This window comes from Candidatus Jordarchaeum sp., from assembly GCF_052745115.1.
Map to the genome: position 1 here is coordinate 1 of NZ_JBRAKS010000020.1, position 21,487 is coordinate 21,487.

Here is a 21,487-nt window from a genome sequence, read left to right on the forward strand (position 1 = left end):
AGAAAAATACATTCCACAGAACTATCAATACACCTCTCACCCAAATAGTAAAAAATGAAGCCGGAAAATTGTATACTAAATAAAGTTTCTATACCTAGTAAAGTTTAAAATCAAAATCACATAATTTTTTACCATGAAAAAGAAAGTATTTAAACTATTTACACTCACACCCGAAGGAAGAATTATCCAAGCCTTATCAAATGGAGAAAAGTCCTTCTCCGAACTATTTAGAGAAACGGATCTAAGCGAGAGATGGCTATCGATAAAACTAAAACAGCTCCTTCAACTAGGCGTGGTAAAGATCAGCGGCAACGGCTATCAGATTGACTGGGATAAACTGCATACTATTCTGTCAGCCTCTTTAAAGGAAATCGCTTGGATAGCGGCTTATGAAATCGTGGAAAAACATCCCGAAGTCTTAGGCGTCCTGCTTTACGGAAGCGTAGCCAAAGGAAAAACCGGTGAGGAGAGCGACATAGATCTCCTAGTTATTTCAGAAAATCCGCTGAGTCTTGCCGATGAGGAATACCAAATTTCCATAAAGTACGGAGTAGCCTTCGAGATAAACTCCATTACACTAAAAGAATTCATTGCCCTGCTTAACATGGAATCCTCCCTAATCTTTGGAATCCTAGAAGGATACCAAGTTCTCTTCGACAATGCAGGAATCGCCCAAATTTTAAAAGTTTTCAAGAAGGAAATTTACAAAAATTGGAGCTATAACCCAGATGAGGAAATATGGGTGAAACTGGAGAAATAAAAGCCTTCATTAGAAACGCAAAAGAGCAACTGATAGATGCAGAGGTCAGCCTACGCGGCGAAAGATACCACCTATCCTTCCTATGCAGCGCACTAAGCGCGGAAAACGCAACATCCGCACTAATAATCGCCCTCGGAAGAAGAACCAGCAAAAAACATAACAATTGGATGATTCTAGCAAAAATCGCAGAAGAAGCAAACAAGAACGCAAAGACAACCCTCCGAGAAATCTCCATAAAACTTCACGAAATCGAACCCCAAATACCGAAAATTTTAAGATACCCATTCCGCTTCGGAGACGAATGGCTAATACCACCCGAATACTATACCCAAAAAATGGCTGAAGAAGCCCTCCAAAAAGCAAGAGATATTCTAAAACTCACCCTAACAATCCTAAAAGAACTGAAAATCAAAACATAAACGAAACACAAAGAGCTACCTGAACAAGTGTGTTGATTAATGTTTTGTAACTTCACTGAAGGCTTCCTAAATACGTGGATAGTGGGGTTTATATTTTTTAGTTTTTGAAGCTGGACTGTTTTCGTCGCCAGTGATTTGTTTTTCTTGATGAGGGGGTATGCTTTGAAGCGCTTTTTTGAATTATAACATTATTATGGAAATATATTTCCGAAATATTTATATTTTTCCAAATAAACTATATAAACAGAAAACTCCAGCCAGCGAAAAAGAGGGAAAACTAATGGTAACAACCACACAACAAATCACCATTCCCCACACAAAAGAAATAACCCTCCCAGAAGAAATCCAATACATAATAAGAGGATACAGTTGGCGACCCTTCCTAGGATTCAGCCTACCACACATAGACATCCTATCACCCCTAGGACTAGGAAGCGCCCCACTCTACGGAGAACATACACTCACACTCACCAGAGAACAATACTGCCTAGAATGCCTCGAACCCACCATGGAAAACACCCAATACTGCGACGAATGCCAAAAACTCGTCAAAATACAAAGACTAGAATGCATAACCAAAGGCGCCGGCACACCCTACAACCAACACTGCAACCCACAAAACCCACCATGCGACTCAGCCTGGGCTGCACAACACTGCAATGACGAACACGTAATCTACATTGCAGGCTTCGGAGAACTCTACAAAGTCGGAGTAACCCGAACAGAAAGATGGAGCACCCCCGACGGCTACAAGTACCGACTAATAGAACAAGGAGCAGACTGCGCCACAGTCCTCAGAGGAAACCTAAACCTAGCCACCGCCCAAGAAACAGAACAATTCATAGCAGACGCCCTAGAACTAGAAACCAGAGTAAGATTCGAATACAAAGCCGAAGAATTTGCCCAGCCAAAAGGACCAAAAATAGAGGAACTAAGAAAACTAAGCCAAGAAGCCGCAAAAAGATTCGATCTACAGGAAGTATGCACACTCGACCTAAGCCAAGTTTACGGCGTACACCCCGAATTCACGGTAGACCTGAGCGTCTGGCAGATTGAAGACTTGCTCGGAAGAGTGGCTTACGTGAGAGGGAATATTCTATACTTTCAATCTAACAGTTTACTCATCGCCTATGATCTCAGCTCTGCCAGGGGAAAGGGGATAATCTGCGAGGAGGACTAAAAATGTTAATCGAAGTAAGCAGTCACGGAACCTTCATCGGAAAGAGTGGACAAAGCATCAAAATCACCTGCAGAGGCCAAAAACTCCAAGAGGTCCCAGTAGTCAAACTCACAGAAATCATAGTATCCGCCTCCACCAGCATCTCCTCTGACGCCGTAAAGCTCCTAGCGGAGAACGGAGTACCAGTACTTTTCATGGGAGGCGGAAAACCGGTAGCCCTCCTCCACGGCTTCTTCATGCACGGAACCGTACTCACACGCAGAGAACAGATAACCGCCTACAGCGATGAGAGAGGAACACACCTCGCCAAAACCTTCGTAGACGCGGGAATGACCAACAAGCACCGACTACTCAGCTACTTCGCAAACAGCAGAAAACGCACCAACCCCACACTAGCAGACCATCTGGAAACTGCCATCCAAGAAATAAAAAGAGTACAGGAAAAACTCGGTGGAATAAATGGATTAATAGCGGAAAACCGGTTCGAGCTAATGGGACTAGAAGCAGAAGCCACCCGCATCTACTACCAAGCCCTAAGACTAATACTGCCTGAAGAAATAAGATTCCAGAGAAGAGAGAAAAGACCCCCCAGAGACCCCTTCAACTCCGCCCTCAGCCTAGGATACACCATACTCAACAGCAGAGTACTAGCAGCAGTCACAGCATGCGGACTGGAACCCTTCGCAGGATACCTACACGCAGACCGCTCCGGAAAACCCTCCCTAGTCTTGGACCTCTCAGAAGAATTCCGACAACCTCTAGTAGACCGAACCGCAGTAAGCATGTTCACCCAAGGAACACTAACCCACAAAGACTTTGAACACACCGAAGGAAGACTACTGTTCAGTGAAGAAGCCAAGAAAAAATACATAGAAGCCATACTCGCCCGACTGGAAAGCGAGGCAAAACCAGAAGAAAGCAAAACACCACTAGAAAACAGGATATTCCACCAAGCACGAGAAATAGCACGCTACCTACTAGGAAAAGCGCAGAGCTACACACCCTACACCTTCGAATGGTGGGGAAGCGGAGGCGACGACCAGAATGAATAATATAGTAACTTACGATGTACCTGACGACCGGCTCAGGGGAAAGATTGCAGCTCGGCTCTTCGGCTACGGTCTAAGACGCCTCCAGAAAAGCGTCTTCATAGGAGAAATGAGCAGAAACAAAGCCGAAATGCTCGCACTAGAACTAGAAGACATGGTAGGAGGAGAACCCGCAGACATACGAATCTTCCCAGTGTGCGAGAGATGCTTTGAAGCACACATGGTGGTCTGTGAACTATACAACGTGGCCGAAGAGGAAGTGGTAATCACGTGACAGTCTGGGAAACAAAGCCGAGGATTGTTTTCACAGCCGAAGACCTAAGACAGTACGGATACTGTAAACGCAAACTCTACTTTCGCTACGTGTTAAAGGCACGATTCTCCCCAACGGTGAAAATGGTGAGGGGTGAACAGGTGCACGAAAAAACCTGCAGAGCCAAAAGAGTAGAAATAGAAGAGGAGAGAGGAGTCTCACGCTACTATAACATGTATCTGTGCTCCGAGGCTCTGGGACTGGCAGCCATGATAGACTACTTCGAATACGACGGAGAAAAAATAACACTGGTGGACGTCAAATCCGGTGCGGGATCCTCAAAGGCAATCTACACCGGTTACTACCTCCAAATGGCAGCGTACGCCCTACTTTTAGAGGTCTGTCTGGAAATACCTGTGAAGAGCGTAGTAATCCGCTACGAGGACGATAAGAAAGAGAGAATCCTAGAAATTGACTTCAAAGCGAAGGTCACCGTGATCCAGATTCTAAAAAAGTTAAGAGAGATGGTTGAAAACGAAGTGATGCCACCCCCAACCGCTAATCCCAAAAAATGCACAGACTGCGAAGCGTGGAAAATATGTAGAAGGTGCTAAAATGTATCATTTTTATGATGTTAGAAATAGATTGTTTTCAAATTGCATTTTTTTTGCAAAAATTGATTAATTTTCATCAATAAACTTTATAATATTGTTTATTGTACTTGTATAATGCAGGGAGAGAGTAAAATGATTAATTCTGAGCATCTGTTAAGACATCTACTTTTAAAAGCCAATGAACAAAAATGGTATCAGTTGATCGCCAAGTGGAAAAGATACTCGGATTCTGAGGGTCTTATATATGGTCAAGGTCAGAAAAGTCTCTTGGCTCACTCTGTTGCAACGGCGTGGACTGCCTACCGAATTGCCGATATAATTAAGTTTAGTGAGGAGGATCAGCTTCTTGCATTAGCTTCTGGTTTCCTTCATGACGTATGTAAGGCAAGGGACGAATTTCAGAGCGCTGCTGAGTCTGGTTCAAAAAAGCCTGAGAATTACCATCATCATAGACCAGAACAGGTTCAGCAGGATATTCATTTATTTCTTGAGGAAAAGGGTTCAGAACTTCCGAATGAATTTGAAAATAAGGTCTATGGAGTAGTCATGGCTTTAGAAGTTCCAGAAAATCTCGATCAATTAGAGACATTAATGACAGTTAGTGTGAATAGAAGATTAGTTGCAGCGGTGGCACTAGCTGATGAGCTGGAAAGTATAAAAACTTTGGATAATTTCAAGAGAAAAACATGGGGTCAAGAATTCGAGAATAACTTGAAAATAATTGGTCTGAATGTGACTTATCACGAAATTGGTGTGATTCGAGGGGTCATAACACAACTGCTTCACGATGCTTTCCATAAAGCTTTTGAGAAAAACGGTTTTCATCATATCATGTATTTTCCCACTGGAACAGTGTATATCCATGTGGCGGAGGGAGAATATACTCCACCAACCCTGGAGCAAGTGAAAGAGGTTCTAATAGAGTCAATTAACGAGATGGTTAAAAATTTAGGACGTAAATTGGGGCCTAAGGCTTTTGGTAGCTTGAACGCAGCTCACTTTAAAGCACCCGAATATTTGTACACAAGTGAAGAGGCTATAGGATCCTTTTGGGCTCATATTTTCGAGAGAGTGATTCCAAGAGACTTTTCTAAAATAGATCTAAAAGAGGATACAAAAAAGGAAATTAAAAAATTGACAATTTTTCCAGACCTCAGTGATGATGAACGAAGGGTTTACTGCCTGCAGTTAGAACGTATTACTCGTACATGCATTCTAATGGCGGATATCATTAAACACGCGATTGAAGGCACGGGACAGGACAGCGAAGTTATGGATTTGGTTAGAAATGCGTTTGTTGAAAGATTTTCTGTGAAAACCACTCAATTTTTAGACGTAATGATGGGTATGGCTCTACAAAAATCAGAAATAGATCGAATTTTGTTTGCTAAAAATCTGGTTGAGGCTTGCGGCTTAGCAGACAACCTGAGAAGAGCTTCGGAAGACCTAAGAGAATTTTTCATAGATTTAACCAGAATGCTAGCACCAAAAGCAAAAAATGCCTACTCTATAGATAAAATGATTGAAGGAAACATAGATAAAATACTTGAAGAGGTAGTATATCCAAACTTTGGAAGAAAACCTACTGAAATAGCCGAAGAGGCTGCTGAAGCCTATCTACGAGGGAAAAAGAAGGGCACCCCCCTGTGTGCTTTCTGTGGGCGAGAAGCAACAGAGACCGCCGTCGCAGGGAGGTTTGGAAGCGGTTCTGAAAGTTTCCACAATTTCCTACCAGGTGGCACAGTAATTTCAGGAGAGAACAAGGTCCGAGTGTGCGACGTTTGTACGCTAGAATCAAAATTAAAACTTTTAATGCTGGAAAAACCTTCACAGATGCTTATACTTGCACCTCAGTTAAAACTGGATGGATACACTGCTGGCGTGTGGTGGAATGCTTGCCAACAACTCGCAAACCAGTGGGGTTCTGCTAAAGGAAAAGGCTTAGAAGGAAATTACTTGGAATGGGCTAAAGCAGTTTCTAGTGGTAAAGGCATTCAAGCACTTCCAGAAGAATCAAAAATTGTAGAAATGCTTACAAAAGATGAAAGAGCGAAACTGAAAAAAATAATTACAAAGATCCTTGAAGATAAAGAAAATGGCCCATTAGTTACAAGAGTGCTCTCTAACGCGAACTATGGAATAAATGACCTCGATGCTTTGGTTCACGATTTCTTAAATAGAAGTCTAGAAAGGAAATTGGAATCAGTACATGGGGGAAGAGAAATAATTGAAAATATTCGTGTTGATGCAGAGGTAGTTGAGAACGCGATGCCAGTATTTATCTCCCCCAACTTCATGATGATCCTTTTAAGTAATGAAATCCGAGATTACAAAGAATCAGACACCTCCGCTAAATTACGTCAAGTTTTCATAGGAACGGTACTAGGCAAAGTCTTCCAATCATGCGTGAGCATTATGGATGATGTCAATGAGTTAATAATTTTTACGAGAGCACCTGAGGGTTATTTACAAATACCTCGAAGCTCTACAATCAGCGATTTGTTATCTCGTTATGGCATAGATCCTGGAAAAACTGGTTGGTTAGCAATTCAGCATGTGGAAACAGTTCTTCAAAAATTTTCTGCAATGATATTAATAGAGAAAATGCTACGAGACTATGAAGCGGACTATGGACGTAATACCTTACTAAAAATCTCAGAAACGATTCCTGGTGAAATTTTAAACAGGCTTACTCAATCCAAAAGGAGGAAGATTAAGAGAGAGGACCTAATTGCGGTAATCGAATATTTGAATATAATAGAAAATTAGAATTTATTCGAGACAATTTTTAGAAAACAAACTAAAATTAAACATTAAGAAAGGAGTTGATAAAAATGAGGGAACTAATAACATTGATGAGCGAGGAAGAAGAATTTCCTGAAGAAGAACTAAAGAAAAGTGTGTCGCAGACAATTGAATATTTAACAGAATACTTGAAAGAGTATTATCCCAAGGCAAAGGGATGGAGCAAACACACTCTTATGGGCCCTGTAGGAAAAATGCTAGCGATAGTTACAGGTCAACGCCTCTCAAATAAGGAGGCGATAACAGGATACGTAATAAACGTGCATAGAAACACTGCAAGCAGTGATTACATAGCTTCTACCGCGATGGACAATTTAAGCAAAGGCGTCGATAAACTGCTTGAAATCCGGGAAAAGGTTAAGACACGGAGATGGTTGCGTGTAACAAAAGAGATTGACTACGGGGTTTACAAAAAAATATTCGAGTATAAAATAAAGAACACAAAAAAGGGTAAAGAAGAAACGGAGGAGTGATAAGAATTGTCGCTTGAAATGCCTAATTTTCTATCTTCGCTTAAAAACTATTTCGAACCAGAGCCACCCCTTCTAAGGTCTGCTAAAACAATACAAATCCTGCTGATTAGAGAAACCCATGACTTTACAGCGTTTAGAACTGAAGCTGGAGATGAACTTAACGTTGTTACACTTCCAAAAGGAAAAACCGACCCAACACCAGTGCTAAGAGTTGCAATGTTAGCCTCAAAACAGAAAGCAGTAGAGAATAGAATGTTCATAAGTAATGTACGTACTCTTGCGAAAGATAACGGAGTAAAAATTGACGAAAAACAAGAAGAGTGTGCACTAAAAGACGCTCTCTGTAGAAAATGTCCGAGGTGCATACTGTTTGGTGCGGTTTCCGTGGAGAAAGGGCAGGAAGGTCGGTGGAATATTAAACACCGTATAGAGTACAGTTCAGCATACTCACTTGAAGCCTATGAGGATATTGCAGAACTTATTACTTGGAACGCGGTCTCGGACCCAACCCAGTCCACTGGACAAGCACTAGGAGTAACTGAAAACATTCAGCCTGTTGTACACTTCCCTTCAGTAGTTACTCTGATATCACCAACATGGGAAGAGTTCGTAATGGTTGTGAAAACACTAATAGCAACCAAGTCGTATGGTGCAGAGACCAGAATAAAAGGAGATATGGTTAACCATATAGTGGGTATAATAGGAGGATACGAAGAAGCAATCACCAGCCTCGACTTGCTTCTAGAACTATCGGACAGAGAGTTAAAAGGAGATATTTACAAATCTATGGAGGAGATTCTCTCAAAGTACGGCAAGTTCGCAGCTTTCGAAGACAAGCTAACCATTATCACTAACGACAAATTGGAGAACCTGATCAGCAGCATTCAAAAATTCGTAATTGACAAGAAGTTAATCCAGAGAATGTACGACCAAGCTTCAAGTTTCACAGACAAGGCAGAGAAAACGGCAGGAGAGGAAAAAAAGAAATCTTAACAAGGTTGTAAGCGATATGTCCAGAAGAGCCGCATCCAGCAAACTCAAAAAGGAACCAAAGGATAACGAAGTATCAGAGAGCAACATGCCACTTAATATTTACCGTGTCTTAATCTCTGCTCATGATTTCCTATTTTATGTGACTAGAGAGTATGGCGGCAGGAGTTATTTTTCACCATATCTAAGCAACATAGCTTTGATGTACGCGCTTAATCGAAGTCTCTCTACCGTTCAGCGAATAGTCAGCGGTACGCGGCCCAACTATGATGAAGACCTGCAGCGATTCACATTATATGCAACACCAGCAGCTTCACAGCAAGAATTGTCTGAAATCAGAGCGGCGGTTTGTGGAGAAAACATTCCTTGGCGGTGGAACCCTGCTGTTGAAATCTCTTTTAACGCTGTTGACTCGCCATTTATTTTCAGTACACAAAAGGAGTCTATAATACGTAGAAAATTTGTTCTACCCAAGTGGGGCACCTATACGAAGTACCCGCCCCTCAACACTTTTGAGTTCTTCATTATAGGCGGTGGGGTGGGTCCACGAATTATTAGACTGGGAAAAAAGATGGTGCCCGTAGTGTCGGTCTACACGAAATGTGAAAATGTGAAGGAGAAGTCAGGAGAATTTAAACCTGATCACCCTGTAAATTGGAATGACATTAAGGCGTCCCATATGTTTTGTGATGGAAACATTGTTATGCAACCCTGGGTTCCGTTGATTGTTTCAGCTAGGTTAAATGGGCCCTACTATACATGTAGTTACATAAACGAGTTCGGATTAAAACGAGAGGTTAAAATCGCAAAACCTGATCCTAAAATTTATCCTATGGTGTTTCATTAATGCCGGATAGCATGATAAAAGTGAAACTTTCGGAGGTATACGTTCCTTGCAGTTCTGAGTGCATCGGTATTTTTAAACTAATGGAACATCAACTCAGGGTTTACAATAGCACTTCAAAATTTATTGTTCAAAATGTGCCAACATCAGGTGGCAAAACCCTCGCTGCACTATCAAACATACTAAAACATAACGAGAACGCAATCTTCATTTATCCGACAAATGCGCTCTTGCATGATCAAGTCGAAAACCTGAAAAAATCTATCGAAGATTGTGGGTATTCTGCTAAAATTCTAGGTGAGGAAACAAGTAACAGCACCAGCAAGATTAGCATACTTCCAATATCCGGCGAGTTACTTGACAGGAAAAGCATTAAAGACGGAAAATACGTTCCACACGGTACTATAATTAGAAACCTGATGGTTGAAGCGCAAGGTAACCAGACAATAATGTTAACTAATCCCGATATTCTCTTTTTAATACTCAAAGGGGAATTTAAAACACCCTTGAATGTTCTCAAGGATTTTATAATCAGCGGGTTTAAGACTTTAGTATTAGACGAGTTCCACCTTTACCATAGTTACTCACTTGCAAATTTAATCTTTCTACTATCGTTTTTCAAGGAATATATCCTAAAGCTAATAGTTTCAAGCGCAACTATAACTAACGAAGAAAATGACAACACACTACGTCTCTTAAGCGAACTGTACAGTACCCCTGAGATTATCACTCCGTCATTCACTCAAAAAGAAGAAGGTAGAATAATTCGGTATGAAACAGACCTCACCATTCGCGGAATTCCTTCAGGATCTCCCTATTTATTCTATCAAGAAGATGTGAAGTTTTTAGTTAACAATGTAAATGAATTGTACGCCCGCCACAAGGACAGTCAATCTAACGTTAAAGTGTTAGTCATTTTAAACTCGGTTGTTTTCGCGGAGCAGGTAAGACGCGAACTTGAGAAAATTTTTGGAGAGGATAAGGTTACCCCCATTCACGGTTTAATACCAAAAAAGGCGCGCTTAAAGCCTTCAGAGTTTTCAGATATAGTGGTTGGTACAAGCGCAATCGAGGTAGGAGTTGACTTCGATACAGCTTCACTTATATTCGAGGCCAATAATGCGTCTTCTTTCATACAGAGACTAGGAAGAGGCGCTAGACATACTCAATGCGAAACCCTAGCCCTTGTACCCATAGAAACACTCCGCATATTAAGAGACGAATTAAGAAAGGAAAATGAAGGACCTATTCCCTACGAGAAACTTATTGAAGCAGTTAATAAAGGCTTGGAGTACATGCCAACTTACGGAAGTTTCGTTAAAAGTAGTTACGGTGAAATGCTTTATCTCGCTTTTCTCTACAGGTTTATCAACGCCTTTATAATATCTGGAAAAATATCCAAGGAGAATCGAAATAACAAAATCATTGAATGCATAGAAAAGAAACAATTCCAGCCACCATTTTTCAATCCCCAAAAACTTAATGATACATTCGATGAGTTTGTGCTGATGGATGGAGGAAAGCTGATAAAAGTTACGAGTGTTGCAGGCTTTAGAGATTTTTCAATGGAGATTCCTGCATACTTCCAGCATTATGGTATTATTCAGTCAATTAGTGTTCTTGACTTAAGGAAGCTTCATTTCCAAATACAGGAACTAGACGAGTTCAAACAAGACCAAGTATTAGGAAACCTTGAACCTCAAAAAAGAAGAGAAATAAACGCAGCACTCAACCGCTTTAGACTACAGCACAGAGATGCAATAGCGATAATAAATGGAATAAGAAAAGAACAAACCAAAATTTATGCCGACCTGCATCTTCCAAACTATATGAGCCACCGTCCATTCTCTATTAATAATCGAAACACAATCATTAGATGTGATAAAGCTGACACTGATTTTATGCGAGAGATGCAACATGCACTGACAGGAATTCCAGGATATCATTCATATTCAAAAGAAGATTGGCGTATGCCTGCCATACCATGTGCAAATAATCAAGGCTTCCTAATTATAGGTGCTAGCGCGTTCGTAAAATGTTGTTTAGAAAACGAGCAAAAAGGGAGATTCAATGTTTGAAAACACGTCCGTTAACAAAAATGGAAAAAAGAAATGCGTTTTTTTGACTCTGGGATTCGATGCCGGTATATTCCTAAGCTCCATCGCAATACACAATGTACTGAAAAATGACAAGTACATTTTCATAGTCCCTGAAGATCAGTCTGAACGAGGAACCTTAGCTGAACAAGAAGTTCTCACTAACATAAATTATCTTAAAAGCCGCGGAATACACATCGAACACGAATTTCTTCGAATAACAGAAGAAGACATCTGGAACGCAGTACTCCGCATAGTCGAAAAAATAAATGAACACAGCGAATACGATGTATTCTTTGACCTTTCAGGCGGAATGCGCTGCATAATCATAATAGCACTTCTAGCTGCAATTACCTCCAAAAACAAGGTAAAAACATTAGTAACAATTCAAGAAAAAAAGGGACAAAGGATCGAAATCCCCCTATTCCTAGAAATGCCAAAAACCCACAAAATACAGATTCTAAAAAAAGTAGCAAATCAAGCTTCGACACTCGAACAAATAGCACACGATCTAAATAAAGATGAATCCTCAACCTCAAGAACAATAAACAAATTAGTAGAAGAAAAATTCTTGGAAAGAAAACGAGAAGGAAGAACCTACACTTACACAATCTCAAATCTCGGAAAATTATTCCTGCTTACACATGACTCAACAAGTCAAAACTACTTACTAAACGCTAAAAACGCAGAAAAAAGCAGCTGTAGAAATACTATATCTAACAGGTAACTAAGAGGAATACAAGAATAAGCACATAGTTAATACATGAGAGTATGAAGATATTGGGAAGAAATAAATATTGTAAGATAGCAATAGAAATAAGTAAATCCACTTTGCAGAAAAATATAACAAATACGAGAAAGGGGATAAGGAGAAAATCAAATCTTCCTCCTTTCATGTGATAGAGAAAATAAAAACAATCCGATTGTGGTATTAACACGGACAATCGTACAACCTTTGGATAAATATAACATTAATTTAGAACCTAAGTAACACCAAACAATGGTCAAAATCGTAGATAAGCTTTGAAATGATAGGAGTAATAGAAGTGAAGGTAAATGAGAAAATTTGCAATTAAACTTGAAGAATTAACTAAAATTTGGACAGGGGATGCAGATAAAAAATCTTCAAAATTATTAAGAGAGACTGGTATAATTGGAAGTTTAAGATGGTGGTATGAAGCGATGATAAGAGGGCTGCGCGGGACTGCCTGCGACCCGACAGATACAAATTGTAAAGATAACAACCATTGCGATGCTTGTGAATTATTTGGATGTACTGGTTGGGCAAGGAAGTTCCGATTGGAGGTTGAGAAAGAAAATAGAAATGTTACATTACAGTTTATGGAATTAAGAGAAATGAGTAATCTTGAGTTGGCTTTGTTAAATATAACGATTAAAATAATTGCAGAGTATGGTTCATTGGGGGGAAAAATTGCAAAGTCTGAGGGGCTGATTAAAATAGAAAAAAATGGTTTGGAGAGGTATACTGCAAACAAAATTCAGATAGACAAATATTTGAAAAGAAAGGGGAGCAATACAGATAATCCGAACATTATGAAGTTTATTTTCATCAACAAGAATTTGAAATACTACGTAATCAAAGAATTAAAGAATAGTTTGTCCTTTTTGAAAGGACAACCAGGAAACGCAAAGAGATACTTTTACAAAACATTTCAGAATAAACCATATCGTTTCTTTGCCTATGCAAAGGATGAAAAGGAATATGCTCAAATTAAAGAATTTTTAGAAAAAAGAAAGGTACAGTTTGTGGAAGGTGGTAAATTATTGGAGGAATTAAAATGACAATTCATGATTATTATCTTTCAGCAGCAAATCTAAGTAGTGATGCAGAAAATCAGAAATTAGAATTGGGCAAAAAAAAGAAACAAGTCCTAACTGAAATCTCCAAGGAGAAGGATTATGATCAATTCTATCCATCCAAAGAGGACATAAAGCAACTTCCTCAAAATTCTCTCCTTCTAAAGATATCCTTCACTCTTAAAAAACCCTATACGAGTAAAGATGAAGGTGAGTTTCATGTTATTGAGGATAAAGAAAATGAACTTAGAATTTTTGAGAACCCTATCGTAAGGGATAAGTTTCTGGGATGCCCCATGGTGAGACCTTCGACATGGAAAGGACAACTGAGATTTGCTTCTGAAAGAGTAGATTGGGATGATAAAGATAAGAAAAAGAAAATTATAAGAAGACTGTTTGGCTCTGGCTCAGAGAATGATGAAAATTCCTTGAAGGGAAGACTTTACTTCTTCCCAACATTTTTCGAAGAGGGAGCAGGGAGAGATGTTATTACACCGTTAGATCGAAAAACAAGAACACCTGTGGAAGGGAGGAGTCCAATAAATCTTGAAGTAATGAAGCCTGGGAAGAATGGTGAATTTTATTTACTCTATTTTCCCTATCCAAAAAGTGAAGATTTTAAAGCAAATGAAGTAAAAGAAGATTTTAATTTTTTAGCACAAGCATTGATGATGATGTTTTATGTCTATGGATTTTCAGCAAAAAAGTCCTCTGGATTTGGTGTAATTAATGAAACACTAAAAGAAGGAAATGTTTGGATAAAATCAGGCTTGGAAGTTATAGAAAAGGGATTCTCTACGTTAGATGAGTTGGTTAAGAAGATGAGGGAGAGCAAACAATGAGTGAGTTAATTCAAAATCTCATAAATAATAGAGAAGCAATCTTAATTGGCGAAATTGGAGCATTACTTCATGATATTGGAAAATGTCACCCCAATTTTATTAGGAGTAAATCTATAGGAGAAACCACCAAAGATTGTCATACACAAATTGATAAATTTCTAAATCCTGAATTGGTAAAACAAATTGAAAATGGAAAATTCCAATTCAAAATTGCAGGTAAACAAGCAAATATTTCTTCAATTATACGAAAGCATCATGATAGAGACACCCAAGAAGTACTCGTAAAGTTACTCGAATCCTGCGATAGACTTGACTCAGCAGACGATAAAGGTATTGTGAGAGAAAAGCAATCGATAGAAAATACAGTTATAACTTCTCCTTTTGGTTATTCAAAAGAAAAAATTGACCTAAAAAATCTTGAGGAAAGTTTGGTTCATTTGTCCGACGAGTTAATAGATTTTTTTGGAAAATATATCTCTAATTCAGTATCACTAGCTGAATTTAGAGGATTTTTGATAGAAACTCTTGAAAAGGTCTTCACTCATGTCCTTGGAGAAACGAGGATTCCCTCGAACGATGTAACTCTGTGGGATCATTCTCATTCTACCGCTTCGTTGTTTAAAACTCTGATAATTAGATGCATACTGGAGGAGAATATTGATACCTCTAAAGATAAGGAAAAATGGCGGGTAATTGGTTTTTGTTGGGATGGAATTGAATTCATTAACAAGGGTAAAAAGATTGCTGATATTTGGAAACGAAATGAGATCATTGAATGCATTAAAAAGGAACTTAAAAAAAAGTTTGAAGATGAAATACCTATAGGGAATGCAATTTATGAAGATATAAATAGTATCTATTTCACTTTTCCAGATTTTGACAAGTCAGAAGAACTTGCCAAAGAATGTGCAAAAATTGGATTTGAAAGTATAATGCGAAATAGTGAAAACGAGATATGGCCCTTCTTCACACTAAGCAAAGCCTCAAGAACTCTTACCATTCTGGCTGATGAACTAAGGTTCGTATATAAAAAAAGGAAGATTCCAAAGACCAGTCCAATATTGTTTGTAGAACAAAACGAGGACGGAGAGAAAATTTTAGAAAATCCTGACTTGCCAACTCCTCAAAAAGACGAAGATATATGTCCTGTTTGTAAATTCAGAACAAAACATATCGAATCTGATATGTGCAATATTTGCAAGAAAAGAGTAGAAAGAAGGCTGCAAAATTGGTTGTTTGCCGATAGAAGAGACACAATTTGGATAGATGAGGTTGCTGATAAAAATAACCGTATCGCCTTACTTAACTTGAGTTTTGATATCGATAAGTGGCTTGATGGATCAATGATTGGAACATTTTATTCTCAGAGTTTTGAGGATTGGCATGAGAGTAGAGCTAAAGAAATTGAAGATAATGCGCAATTTATGAGAAGAATAGAAAAATCACTTGGTAGAAAACCTCCAAAGAATTCACTTAGAGATTTAGCCGAATATTTCATGGACTACTTTGTTAAGGAAGCGCTGGCAGATCCAACTTTTAGCGATGCTCAAGATAAAATTTCTTTAAGAACAAAAGTTTTCAACACTCTTTTTGAAGACATTAACGTGAGTGAAGAAAAGAAAAAAGATGGAATTGATAATCCCTTATTCATTAAAAATATGTGGGAAATTTTTAGTTCAAAGTTAACGGATATAACCTCTAAAAATATACTATCTTTAACGTTTACTCAAAACCCTTCTCCAGCACGTCTATTTAGAATCTGGAATGAAACAAACAATATTTTTGATTTAATTATTAGTGAAATAAAAGACAAGATTTATTCCATAAAATGGAAGAGGATTACTTTTTCTGTCGATATTTCAAATATTAAAACTGAACTCAAACACCACACTCCATACACAATCAAAATTAGCAATTTAGAGACAGAAACGCTTCTTGTATTTCATTCCTCAAATGGAAAATTTTATACTATTGAATCACTTGATAAATTCAAATTGGATAATATACATGGTGCAGATGCTATTAAAAAAGGTTTGGAAAATATCGGTTTTTGCTGGCTGGAAAATGAAGATAAACCAAATGAAAATCTATTAGAAAATTCTCAAATTGTAAAATGCAACGACTTAAAAATAGAGGAGTATTGCCCATTAATTGAGATAACGAAATCACCTCTTTCTCTTCGTATGATTGTTCCTGCATCCGATTCAATTGAGATAGCGGAACTTGTCTTAAACATTTACAACGAGAGATTTGAGAAAATTATTGGAAAATTGCCTCTAAATATTGGTTTACTTATCGCAAAAAGTAAATTTCCATTATCTGTGCTTTTAGATTCTGGAGAAAGAATATTAAAAGATGAAAACTTTAGAGAATCAGTGTCTATGGAACCGTGGTGGGACGTAAAAAAAACGAGAGAAGATAAACATTATAGCTTTTATCCCATAAATAAAAAAGAGAAATATACCCTTGATGATCTTGCGCAGCTCTCTGAAGGAAAATCCTATACATTGTACCCTGGTTATTTTGATTTCGATTTGCTTCTAGCTACCACAGATAGATACGAAATTTACTATAAGAAGGGGAGAAGAGAGAGTAAAGCATATGGGTGGCTTATGCCTAGACCTTACTATATGTACCAGTCTCAAAAACTAATAGATTTGTGGAAAATTTTGTATGCAAATTTATCTACTTCCCAGATAAACTTCATTGAGATGACGCTCTCAGAGAAGTTGAGAGAGTGGATAAATGACAAAGACATAAATAAAGAATTTGTATTTAGAGAATTTGCTGAAGCAACATTAAAGGATGCTTTTGCAGAGAATTGGACTAAATTGGGAGAAGAAACGCGGAATCTTCTCAATTCTGCACTTAAGGGGTTTTTACTTGATACGATAACCCTTTTCATACATACTCTAAAAGTAAAGGAGGGTGAAAAAAACGAGTAACTATCCAGAAGAAAAAATGTTTGTTGCAATATCTCTAGACCCTGTCCACATAGGTTCAGGGGAATATAGACTCGGAAGAGCGGACAATACAATAGTTAGAGACCCAACAACAAATGTGCCAAAGATACCAGGAACATCGATTGCTGGAGTGATAAGGGCTTATGCAGAGATCGCCAAAAAAGAGGATTCGGCAAAATTTCAAAGCGTCAATATAGAAGAGATATTTGGAACGGAAACACAGCAGGGAATGGTGAGATTCTACGATTCACAGATACTTTTCTTCCCTGTAACATCAATTCAAGGAACAGTTTGGATTACAACCAAAGAACTTATTGAATATTGGCTTGTAGATGTAAAAGACAAAAATGGGGAAAAACTAAAAATTCCTGACAAAGTTCAAGACAAGGCATATGTCATGAAAGGAATTGATGACTCAAAACCTTTTAATCTTGGCTGGCTAATGCTGGAGCTTCAGAGTATATCCGATGGTAAAGAAACTACATTACCTTCAAAACTAAGCAAATTTGTAAAGAGAATCGTAATTGTTTCAGACAAACTCTTCTCTCATATAATAAACGATAACTTGGAAATCAAAACTTCCGTTAGAATTGACCCAGAAACAGGAACTGCAAAAGAAGGAGCGCTTTTCACTTACGAAGCGATACCAAGAGGGACAGTGTTTGGATTTGAGGTCGTTATCGATAAACGTAGAGGAATTGTAAATGATGCTGATACCTTGATTAAATCAACTTTTCCATATTTAAAACTCCTCGGTGTTGGTGGTCTGGGTACGCGTGGTTTTGGTAGAATTGAAGTATTTCCTCTAGAGGGGGATAGCGGTAATGCTGAGCCATAAAGCGAAGGTGAAAGCAATGTTTAATCTTGATTATTTGTGCATTAAGCATGGTCAACAGATGCCCAGGGATAAGAGTTCTGAAAATATCATTAGGACTGCATTGTGGGTTCTTAAGGAAGATGGTGTTTATGCAATGTTTCTCTGGCTTGAGACAAAAAATAAAGGAATAAGAGAAAAATTAACTCCTCTACTGAACGAATCTGGTGTCAAAAATTTTCTTCTAAATTCCGAGAATTTTCCCAATGATTTTAAAAGTCAAACTAAAAAGTTAACAGAGATCGCTCAGGATATTGATAAACTTTTATTCCTAAAAAAAATCCTTGAACGCGCCCTCATCTATGCGTTATATCATTGTAGGACGTGAAAAGGCGGAGAAAATGTTGAAGAGGATTGATGTTGCTTTTACTCTAAAAAGCCCTGTACATATTGGATATTTGCCAAACAAAGGTTCGGTTATAGCCTCAACAAGATATTATATACCGAGCAAAAATATTTGGGGCGCTATCACAAAAAGAGCGACAGAAAAACTTTTTGATAATCCCAAAACTAGAGAGTATCGTAATGTTGGAAAAGAGGTAATGAAAAATTTTCGTTTTTCTTATTTTTACATCTATGACGGTGAAACCATTTATCTTCCAGCGTATACAGATGAGGGAATAAAATATGGTGATAAAAACATTAGAGATTTTGAACATAACTTCATAGGCAGCCGAGTTTTAACAGCAATGGACCACGAGAAGGGAACAGCAAAATATGGGTCATTTCACGAGATTGAATTTATAAAAAATAAATTTAGAGATGAGGGGGGAAATATAAGAATCACGAAGCTCATTGGGTGCATCTGGGGTAAAAAAGGATGTAAATTACCTGCTGAAAATGGAGAAAAAGAAGTTAAAATGGGCAACGGCATATTTGTTGATGAAATTAATTTAATTGAAACATTGATTTTGGGTGGAGAGCAAAACTATGGCTTTGGGGTAGTTGAATTGGAATCTGTTGGTACTGAAACAAAATTTCCCATAGAAGATAACATCGACCGTGATTATGTTAAAATAAAAGTCTATAAAAATGAGCCTATCTTATCTCATTTTGAATATGATAGAGGAATCTGTTTTAAAGGCGAAGTTGAACTTCTGGGTGGTAGAGGATATTTTGATATTGAAGAGAATAAAAGTGAAAGTGAATCTCAGGAATATAAGGCTGGACCTGGTGCAATACTTTCAAACACGAGATATTGCATATCGCCAGGGAGCATTGTCGAAGTGAAAACAGATTCAGTAATCTTGCTGGGGAATGGGATTATGAAATGCCCATAAAATGAGTTTTGTGTCGTTACCGGGGCATATGGTTGAAGTGTATTCACTTAAGAAGGAGAGGGATACCAGCCCTTTACTATTTTTATTTTTCCTGAGGCGGTTTCGCTGGGATACTTTATGATGAATTCTATTTAGTTGGTTAGGTTTTCGTTTAGTTCTTCTAATGGTTTGAACTTTAGGACGAGCATTCCCTTGCTGTACAACAGTCTACTGAGAATATTGGCTAGGGCGTACCTGGTGGTAAGGGCTTGCTCATTTTTAGCCTTGAGTGTAAAGGTTTCCCCGTCAAAATTCATGAATTCATAGTCTTTGTCCGGTATGCACAAGCTTTGAATATCCTCCCAGACTGGCTCCCAATTCTTTTTTATTGGAAACATTAATTCAAGGGAGTCAAGCAAGGACGAACCTGAAGAGTGAGTCTCTTTTTCCTGTTTTTCAAACGACTTTCGAACCACATTATTCACCTAGGGGCTCAAGTACATCTTTAATATTGTAATAACCTAGAGAAAGTACTGAATTAAGCGTTTTGTAACATAGTATTTATGTTTCATATTCTATGTCCTAGTTCTGTCTACAATAGACTTTGGAGCATTGTACTGTCATCTTTTTAAAACGATATCCTTTTGACGCTATCACTCTTCAAGAATAAGCCTACCTTCACTGTTTCGGAATATATCTAAATCTCTTCTCACTATCTCTAATCCTCGCTGCTGAGGAACTGCTTTTGCAAGCTGTTTCCTTCTTAGGGTGTCCTGCCGCTAGTGGTTATATTATATTTAGTTTTTTATGCTTTTTTTGGTGATGGTTGTTCTGAGGTTGTGTGTGGTTTCTAATCTTATGGCTTCTTGTAATAATACTCTTTGAAAAACTTTTGGCTTGTGCTGTAAACTTTTTCAGCGTTTTGGAGGGCTTCCTCGGCGTCTGTTTTGGTGAAGAGTTCGCTTGCGGTTTTTCCTTCCCTTTCGATTCCATATACGCTTGGCCCTCTTTTCTGGAAGAGGTCTCTTGAAATCTCCCTCATTTGGGATATCTCTTTTCTGAGCCATTCGGGGAAACTGTCTCTGTAGTACTCGAGGATGTCGCCCACATCGTGTACCTTGGGATAGTCTACTCCTATGACTCTCAGACATGCTTTGGTGGATAGTTCTACGCATTCTTGGGAGTACCTTACTACGTCTGGGTAGTCGCCTCTTTTGAGTGCAGCTCCGGCGTCTGTGAGTCGGGCTTTTACGCGTTGGAGGAAGTCTGCGGCCATTTTGTCGGTTCTCAAATTTCGAGCACCTCTCCTCTTTCCACTTTGTCTTTAAGTTGCCAGTACCAGTCTCCTTTCGGTGTGGTGATTTTTTTGGCTCCCATTTCTTCCAGCTTTTTTCTCAGTTTTGAGAGAGTGTTTTTCATGAAATCTTTTCTGTCATATATTGTTACGGAGTCTGAAATCATGTCTAAGTAGATTGGCTGATTTATGGAGGCTTCCTCCGGTGTTAATATAATGGCTTCGACGTTGGCGAATATCCCGCTTTGCCCCCATAGGGCGAGCTTAGTTTGTGTCAGTTTTTCAATGATTTGTGAAATTTCTTTTACACGTTGGCTATAGTTTTCGGGCAAGTCTTTTACCACTATTAGAAAGTCTAGGTCACTGTTCTTTCTGGCTTCTCCGCGGGCAGCAGAGCCGAAGAGCACCACGGAGTAGACGCGACCACTGTATTTTTTGAAGACTTCGCAGGCGAATTCTCGAATAAGGGGAATATACTCTCTCTGCCTCACCTGGTGCATCCAACTGTCGTCCACAACGTTTAGGACTATTATCAATGGGTCCAATGCACGGTATGTCCCTCTGGCGGTTCTCTCAATGTACCCCGCCTTGTGTAGTCGAGAGAGCAGAACCCTCAACTTTTGCCGGTCAATGGTCAGCTCCTCTTTAACTTCCTCAACGCTAAAGGGGTGGTCACCGTAGTAAAGGTATATTTTGGAGTAGAAATTACCGAGCCACGCTGGAACCCACACCATATAATCACCAAATAGTTAATAATTACCAAATAGTACACCAATTTAAACATTTGCCATATTCCACATAACTCTACGTCTGGTATAATCCGTTGTCCGAAACTTACCCATTTAGGACACCGCCTAAATGGTGTTCGGTTCCTGCTTCATAGGGGAGCACCTGCCCTTTTGGGGCATGAACCTCTCCGCTCTTGCAGGCGTTTTGCGTCTCCGCCCAACTGGC

At 38.8% G+C, this 21,487-nt stretch carries 21 protein-coding genes; 18 read left to right on the forward strand and 3 right to left on the reverse strand.

Annotated elements, in window-relative coordinates; genetic code table 11:
- The first annotated feature begins 133 nt into the window (after window positions 1-133).
- The 18 genes from ACUVXA_RS02935 (at window position 134) to ACUVXA_RS03020 (ending at window position 19,260) form a co-directional block, all read left to right on the forward strand.
- On the forward strand, window positions 134-760 hold the full coding sequence (locus tag ACUVXA_RS02935; protein WP_445869738.1) for a nucleotidyltransferase domain-containing protein: 627 nt from the start codon (window positions 134-136) through the stop codon (window positions 758-760).
- Window positions 739-1,179, forward strand: coding sequence for a HEPN domain-containing protein (locus ACUVXA_RS02940; protein WP_445869739.1), 441 nt, complete (start codon window positions 739-741; stop codon window positions 1,177-1,179). The genes ACUVXA_RS02935 and ACUVXA_RS02940 overlap by 22 nt, the downstream gene beginning before the upstream one ends.
- A 280-nt stretch (window positions 1,180-1,459) precedes the next feature.
- The gene (locus ACUVXA_RS02945) at window positions 1,460-2,359 is read left to right on the forward strand and encodes a DUF2797 domain-containing protein (protein WP_445869740.1); all 900 of its coding nucleotides are present in this window, start codon (window positions 1,460-1,462) and stop codon (window positions 2,357-2,359) included.
- Window positions 2,360-2,361: 2 nt separating this feature from the next.
- The gene (gene cas1 / locus ACUVXA_RS02950) at window positions 2,362-3,411 is read left to right on the forward strand and encodes a CRISPR-associated endonuclease Cas1 (RefSeq protein WP_445869741.1); all 1,050 of its coding nucleotides are present in this window, start codon (window positions 2,362-2,364) and stop codon (window positions 3,409-3,411) included.
- Window positions 3,404-3,682, forward strand: a complete 279-nt coding sequence (cas2, locus tag ACUVXA_RS02955; protein WP_445869742.1) for a CRISPR-associated endonuclease Cas2 — start codon at window positions 3,404-3,406, stop codon at window positions 3,680-3,682. Before cas1 ends, cas2 begins: the two co-directional genes overlap by 8 nt.
- Window positions 3,679-4,275, forward strand: coding sequence for a CRISPR-associated protein Cas4 (gene cas4 / locus ACUVXA_RS02960; protein ID WP_445869743.1), 597 nt, complete (start codon window positions 3,679-3,681; stop codon window positions 4,273-4,275). Before cas2 ends, cas4 begins: the two co-directional genes overlap by 4 nt.
- Window positions 4,276-4,407: 132 nt before the next feature.
- Window positions 4,408-7,044, forward strand: coding sequence for an HD domain-containing protein (locus ACUVXA_RS02965; protein ID WP_445869744.1), 2,637 nt, complete (start codon window positions 4,408-4,410; stop codon window positions 7,042-7,044).
- Window positions 7,045-7,109: 65 nt separating this feature from the next.
- Window positions 7,110-7,553, forward strand: a complete 444-nt coding sequence (locus tag ACUVXA_RS02970; protein WP_445869745.1) for a hypothetical protein — start codon at window positions 7,110-7,112, stop codon at window positions 7,551-7,553.
- Between the two features lie 6 nt (window positions 7,554-7,559).
- Entirely contained in the window at window positions 7,560-8,546 is a 987-nt protein-coding gene (cas7d, locus tag ACUVXA_RS02975; protein WP_445869746.1) for a type I-D CRISPR-associated protein Cas7/Csc2, read from the forward strand.
- A 16-nt stretch (window positions 8,547-8,562) separates the two neighbouring features.
- Window positions 8,563-9,390 (forward strand): type I-D CRISPR-associated protein Cas5/Csc1, encoded by an 828-nt coding sequence (cas5d, locus tag ACUVXA_RS02980; RefSeq protein ID WP_445869747.1) that lies wholly within the window; start codon window positions 8,563-8,565, stop codon window positions 9,388-9,390.
- Entirely contained in the window at window positions 9,390-11,465 is a 2,076-nt protein-coding gene (gene cas3 / locus ACUVXA_RS02985; protein WP_445869748.1) for a type I-D CRISPR-associated helicase Cas3', read from the forward strand. Before cas5d ends, cas3 begins: the two co-directional genes overlap by 1 nt.
- Window positions 11,458-12,210, forward strand: coding sequence for a CRISPR-associated CARF protein Csa3 (csa3, locus tag ACUVXA_RS02990; protein WP_445869749.1), 753 nt, complete (start codon window positions 11,458-11,460; stop codon window positions 12,208-12,210). The genes cas3 and csa3 overlap by 8 nt, the downstream gene beginning before the upstream one ends.
- A gap of 329 nt (window positions 12,211-12,539) precedes the next feature.
- Window positions 12,540-13,286, forward strand: a complete 747-nt coding sequence (cmr1, locus tag ACUVXA_RS02995; protein WP_445869750.1) for a type III-B CRISPR module RAMP protein Cmr1 — start codon at window positions 12,540-12,542, stop codon at window positions 13,284-13,286.
- Window positions 13,283-14,143 carry an RAMP superfamily CRISPR-associated protein gene (locus tag ACUVXA_RS03000; protein WP_445869751.1) on the forward strand — a complete coding sequence of 287 codons (861 nt, stop codon included), beginning with the start codon at window positions 13,283-13,285 and terminating at the stop codon, window positions 14,141-14,143. Before cmr1 ends, ACUVXA_RS03000 begins: the two co-directional genes overlap by 4 nt.
- Complete coding sequence (locus tag ACUVXA_RS03005; RefSeq protein ID WP_445869752.1) at window positions 14,140-17,088, forward strand: CRISPR-associated protein Csx11; 2,949 nt, start codon at window positions 14,140-14,142, stop codon at window positions 17,086-17,088. Before ACUVXA_RS03000 ends, ACUVXA_RS03005 begins: the two co-directional genes overlap by 4 nt.
- A 16-nt stretch (window positions 17,089-17,104) precedes the next feature.
- Window positions 17,105-17,944 carry a type III-B CRISPR module RAMP protein Cmr4 gene (gene cmr4 / locus ACUVXA_RS03010; protein ID WP_445869758.1) on the forward strand — a complete coding sequence of 280 codons (840 nt, stop codon included), beginning with the start codon at window positions 17,105-17,107 and terminating at the stop codon, window positions 17,942-17,944.
- Window positions 17,931-18,308, forward strand: a complete 378-nt coding sequence (locus tag ACUVXA_RS03015; protein ID WP_445869753.1) for a hypothetical protein — start codon at window positions 17,931-17,933, stop codon at window positions 18,306-18,308. The genes cmr4 and ACUVXA_RS03015 overlap by 14 nt, the downstream gene beginning before the upstream one ends.
- A 13-nt stretch (window positions 18,309-18,321) precedes the next feature.
- Window positions 18,322-19,260, forward strand: coding sequence for an RAMP superfamily CRISPR-associated protein (locus tag ACUVXA_RS03020; RefSeq protein ID WP_445869754.1), 939 nt, complete (start codon window positions 18,322-18,324; stop codon window positions 19,258-19,260).
- 131 nt (window positions 19,261-19,391) lie between these two features.
- On the opposite strand, the gene ACUVXA_RS03025 is transcribed toward ACUVXA_RS03020, so the two are convergent.
- The 3 genes from ACUVXA_RS03025 to ACUVXA_RS03035 all read right to left on the reverse strand — a co-directional run bounded on the left by ACUVXA_RS03025 (window position 19,392) and on the right by ACUVXA_RS03035 (window position 21,267).
- Entirely contained in the window at window positions 19,392-19,715 is a 324-nt protein-coding gene (locus ACUVXA_RS03025; protein ID WP_445869755.1) for a hypothetical protein, read from the reverse strand.
- A gap of 380 nt (window positions 19,716-20,095) precedes the next feature.
- On the reverse strand, window positions 20,096-20,530 hold the full coding sequence (locus ACUVXA_RS03030; RefSeq protein WP_445869756.1) for a HEPN domain-containing protein: 435 nt from the start codon (window positions 20,528-20,530) through the stop codon (window positions 20,096-20,098).
- Window positions 20,527-21,267, reverse strand: coding sequence for a nucleotidyltransferase domain-containing protein (locus tag ACUVXA_RS03035; RefSeq protein ID WP_445869757.1), 741 nt, complete (start codon window positions 21,265-21,267; stop codon window positions 20,527-20,529). Before ACUVXA_RS03035 ends, ACUVXA_RS03030 begins: the two co-directional genes overlap by 4 nt.
- Between the last annotated feature and the right edge of the window lie 220 nt (window positions 21,268-21,487).

Coding starts and splice junctions, on each gene's coding strand:
- ACUVXA_RS02970 (WP_445869745.1), top strand. CDS start 7,110: ATGAGGGAACTAATAACATTGATGAGCGAGGAAGAAGAATTTCCTGAA.
- ACUVXA_RS03015 (WP_445869753.1), top strand. CDS start 17,931: ATGCTGAGCCATAAAGCGAAGGTGAAAGCAATGTTTAATCTTGATTAT.
- ACUVXA_RS02935 (WP_445869738.1), top strand. CDS start 134: ATGAAAAAGAAAGTATTTAAACTATTTACACTCACACCCGAAGGAAGA.
- ACUVXA_RS03035 (WP_445869757.1), bottom strand. CDS start 21,267: ATGGTGTGGGTTCCAGCGTGGCTCGGTAATTTCTACTCCAAAATATAC.
- cas5d (WP_445869747.1), top strand. CDS start 8,563: ATGTCCAGAAGAGCCGCATCCAGCAAACTCAAAAAGGAACCAAAGGAT.
- cas1 (WP_445869741.1), top strand. CDS start 2,362: ATGTTAATCGAAGTAAGCAGTCACGGAACCTTCATCGGAAAGAGTGGA.
- ACUVXA_RS02965 (WP_445869744.1), top strand. CDS start 4,408: ATGATTAATTCTGAGCATCTGTTAAGACATCTACTTTTAAAAGCCAAT.
- ACUVXA_RS02945 (WP_445869740.1), top strand. CDS start 1,460: ATGGTAACAACCACACAACAAATCACCATTCCCCACACAAAAGAAATA.
- csa3 (WP_445869749.1), top strand. CDS start 11,458: ATGTTTGAAAACACGTCCGTTAACAAAAATGGAAAAAAGAAATGCGTT.
- cmr4 (WP_445869758.1), top strand. CDS start 17,105: ATGTTTGTTGCAATATCTCTAGACCCTGTCCACATAGGTTCAGGGGAA.
- cas2 (WP_445869742.1), top strand. CDS start 3,404: ATGAATAATATAGTAACTTACGATGTACCTGACGACCGGCTCAGGGGA.
- ACUVXA_RS03005 (WP_445869752.1), top strand. CDS start 14,140: ATGAGTGAGTTAATTCAAAATCTCATAAATAATAGAGAAGCAATCTTA.
- ACUVXA_RS02940 (WP_445869739.1), top strand. CDS start 739: ATGGGTGAAACTGGAGAAATAAAAGCCTTCATTAGAAACGCAAAAGAG.
- cmr1 (WP_445869750.1), top strand. CDS start 12,540: ATGAGAAAATTTGCAATTAAACTTGAAGAATTAACTAAAATTTGGACA.
- cas3 (WP_445869748.1), top strand. CDS start 9,390: ATGCCGGATAGCATGATAAAAGTGAAACTTTCGGAGGTATACGTTCCT.
- ACUVXA_RS03020 (WP_445869754.1), top strand. CDS start 18,322: ATGTTGAAGAGGATTGATGTTGCTTTTACTCTAAAAAGCCCTGTACAT.
- ACUVXA_RS03000 (WP_445869751.1), top strand. CDS start 13,283: ATGACAATTCATGATTATTATCTTTCAGCAGCAAATCTAAGTAGTGAT.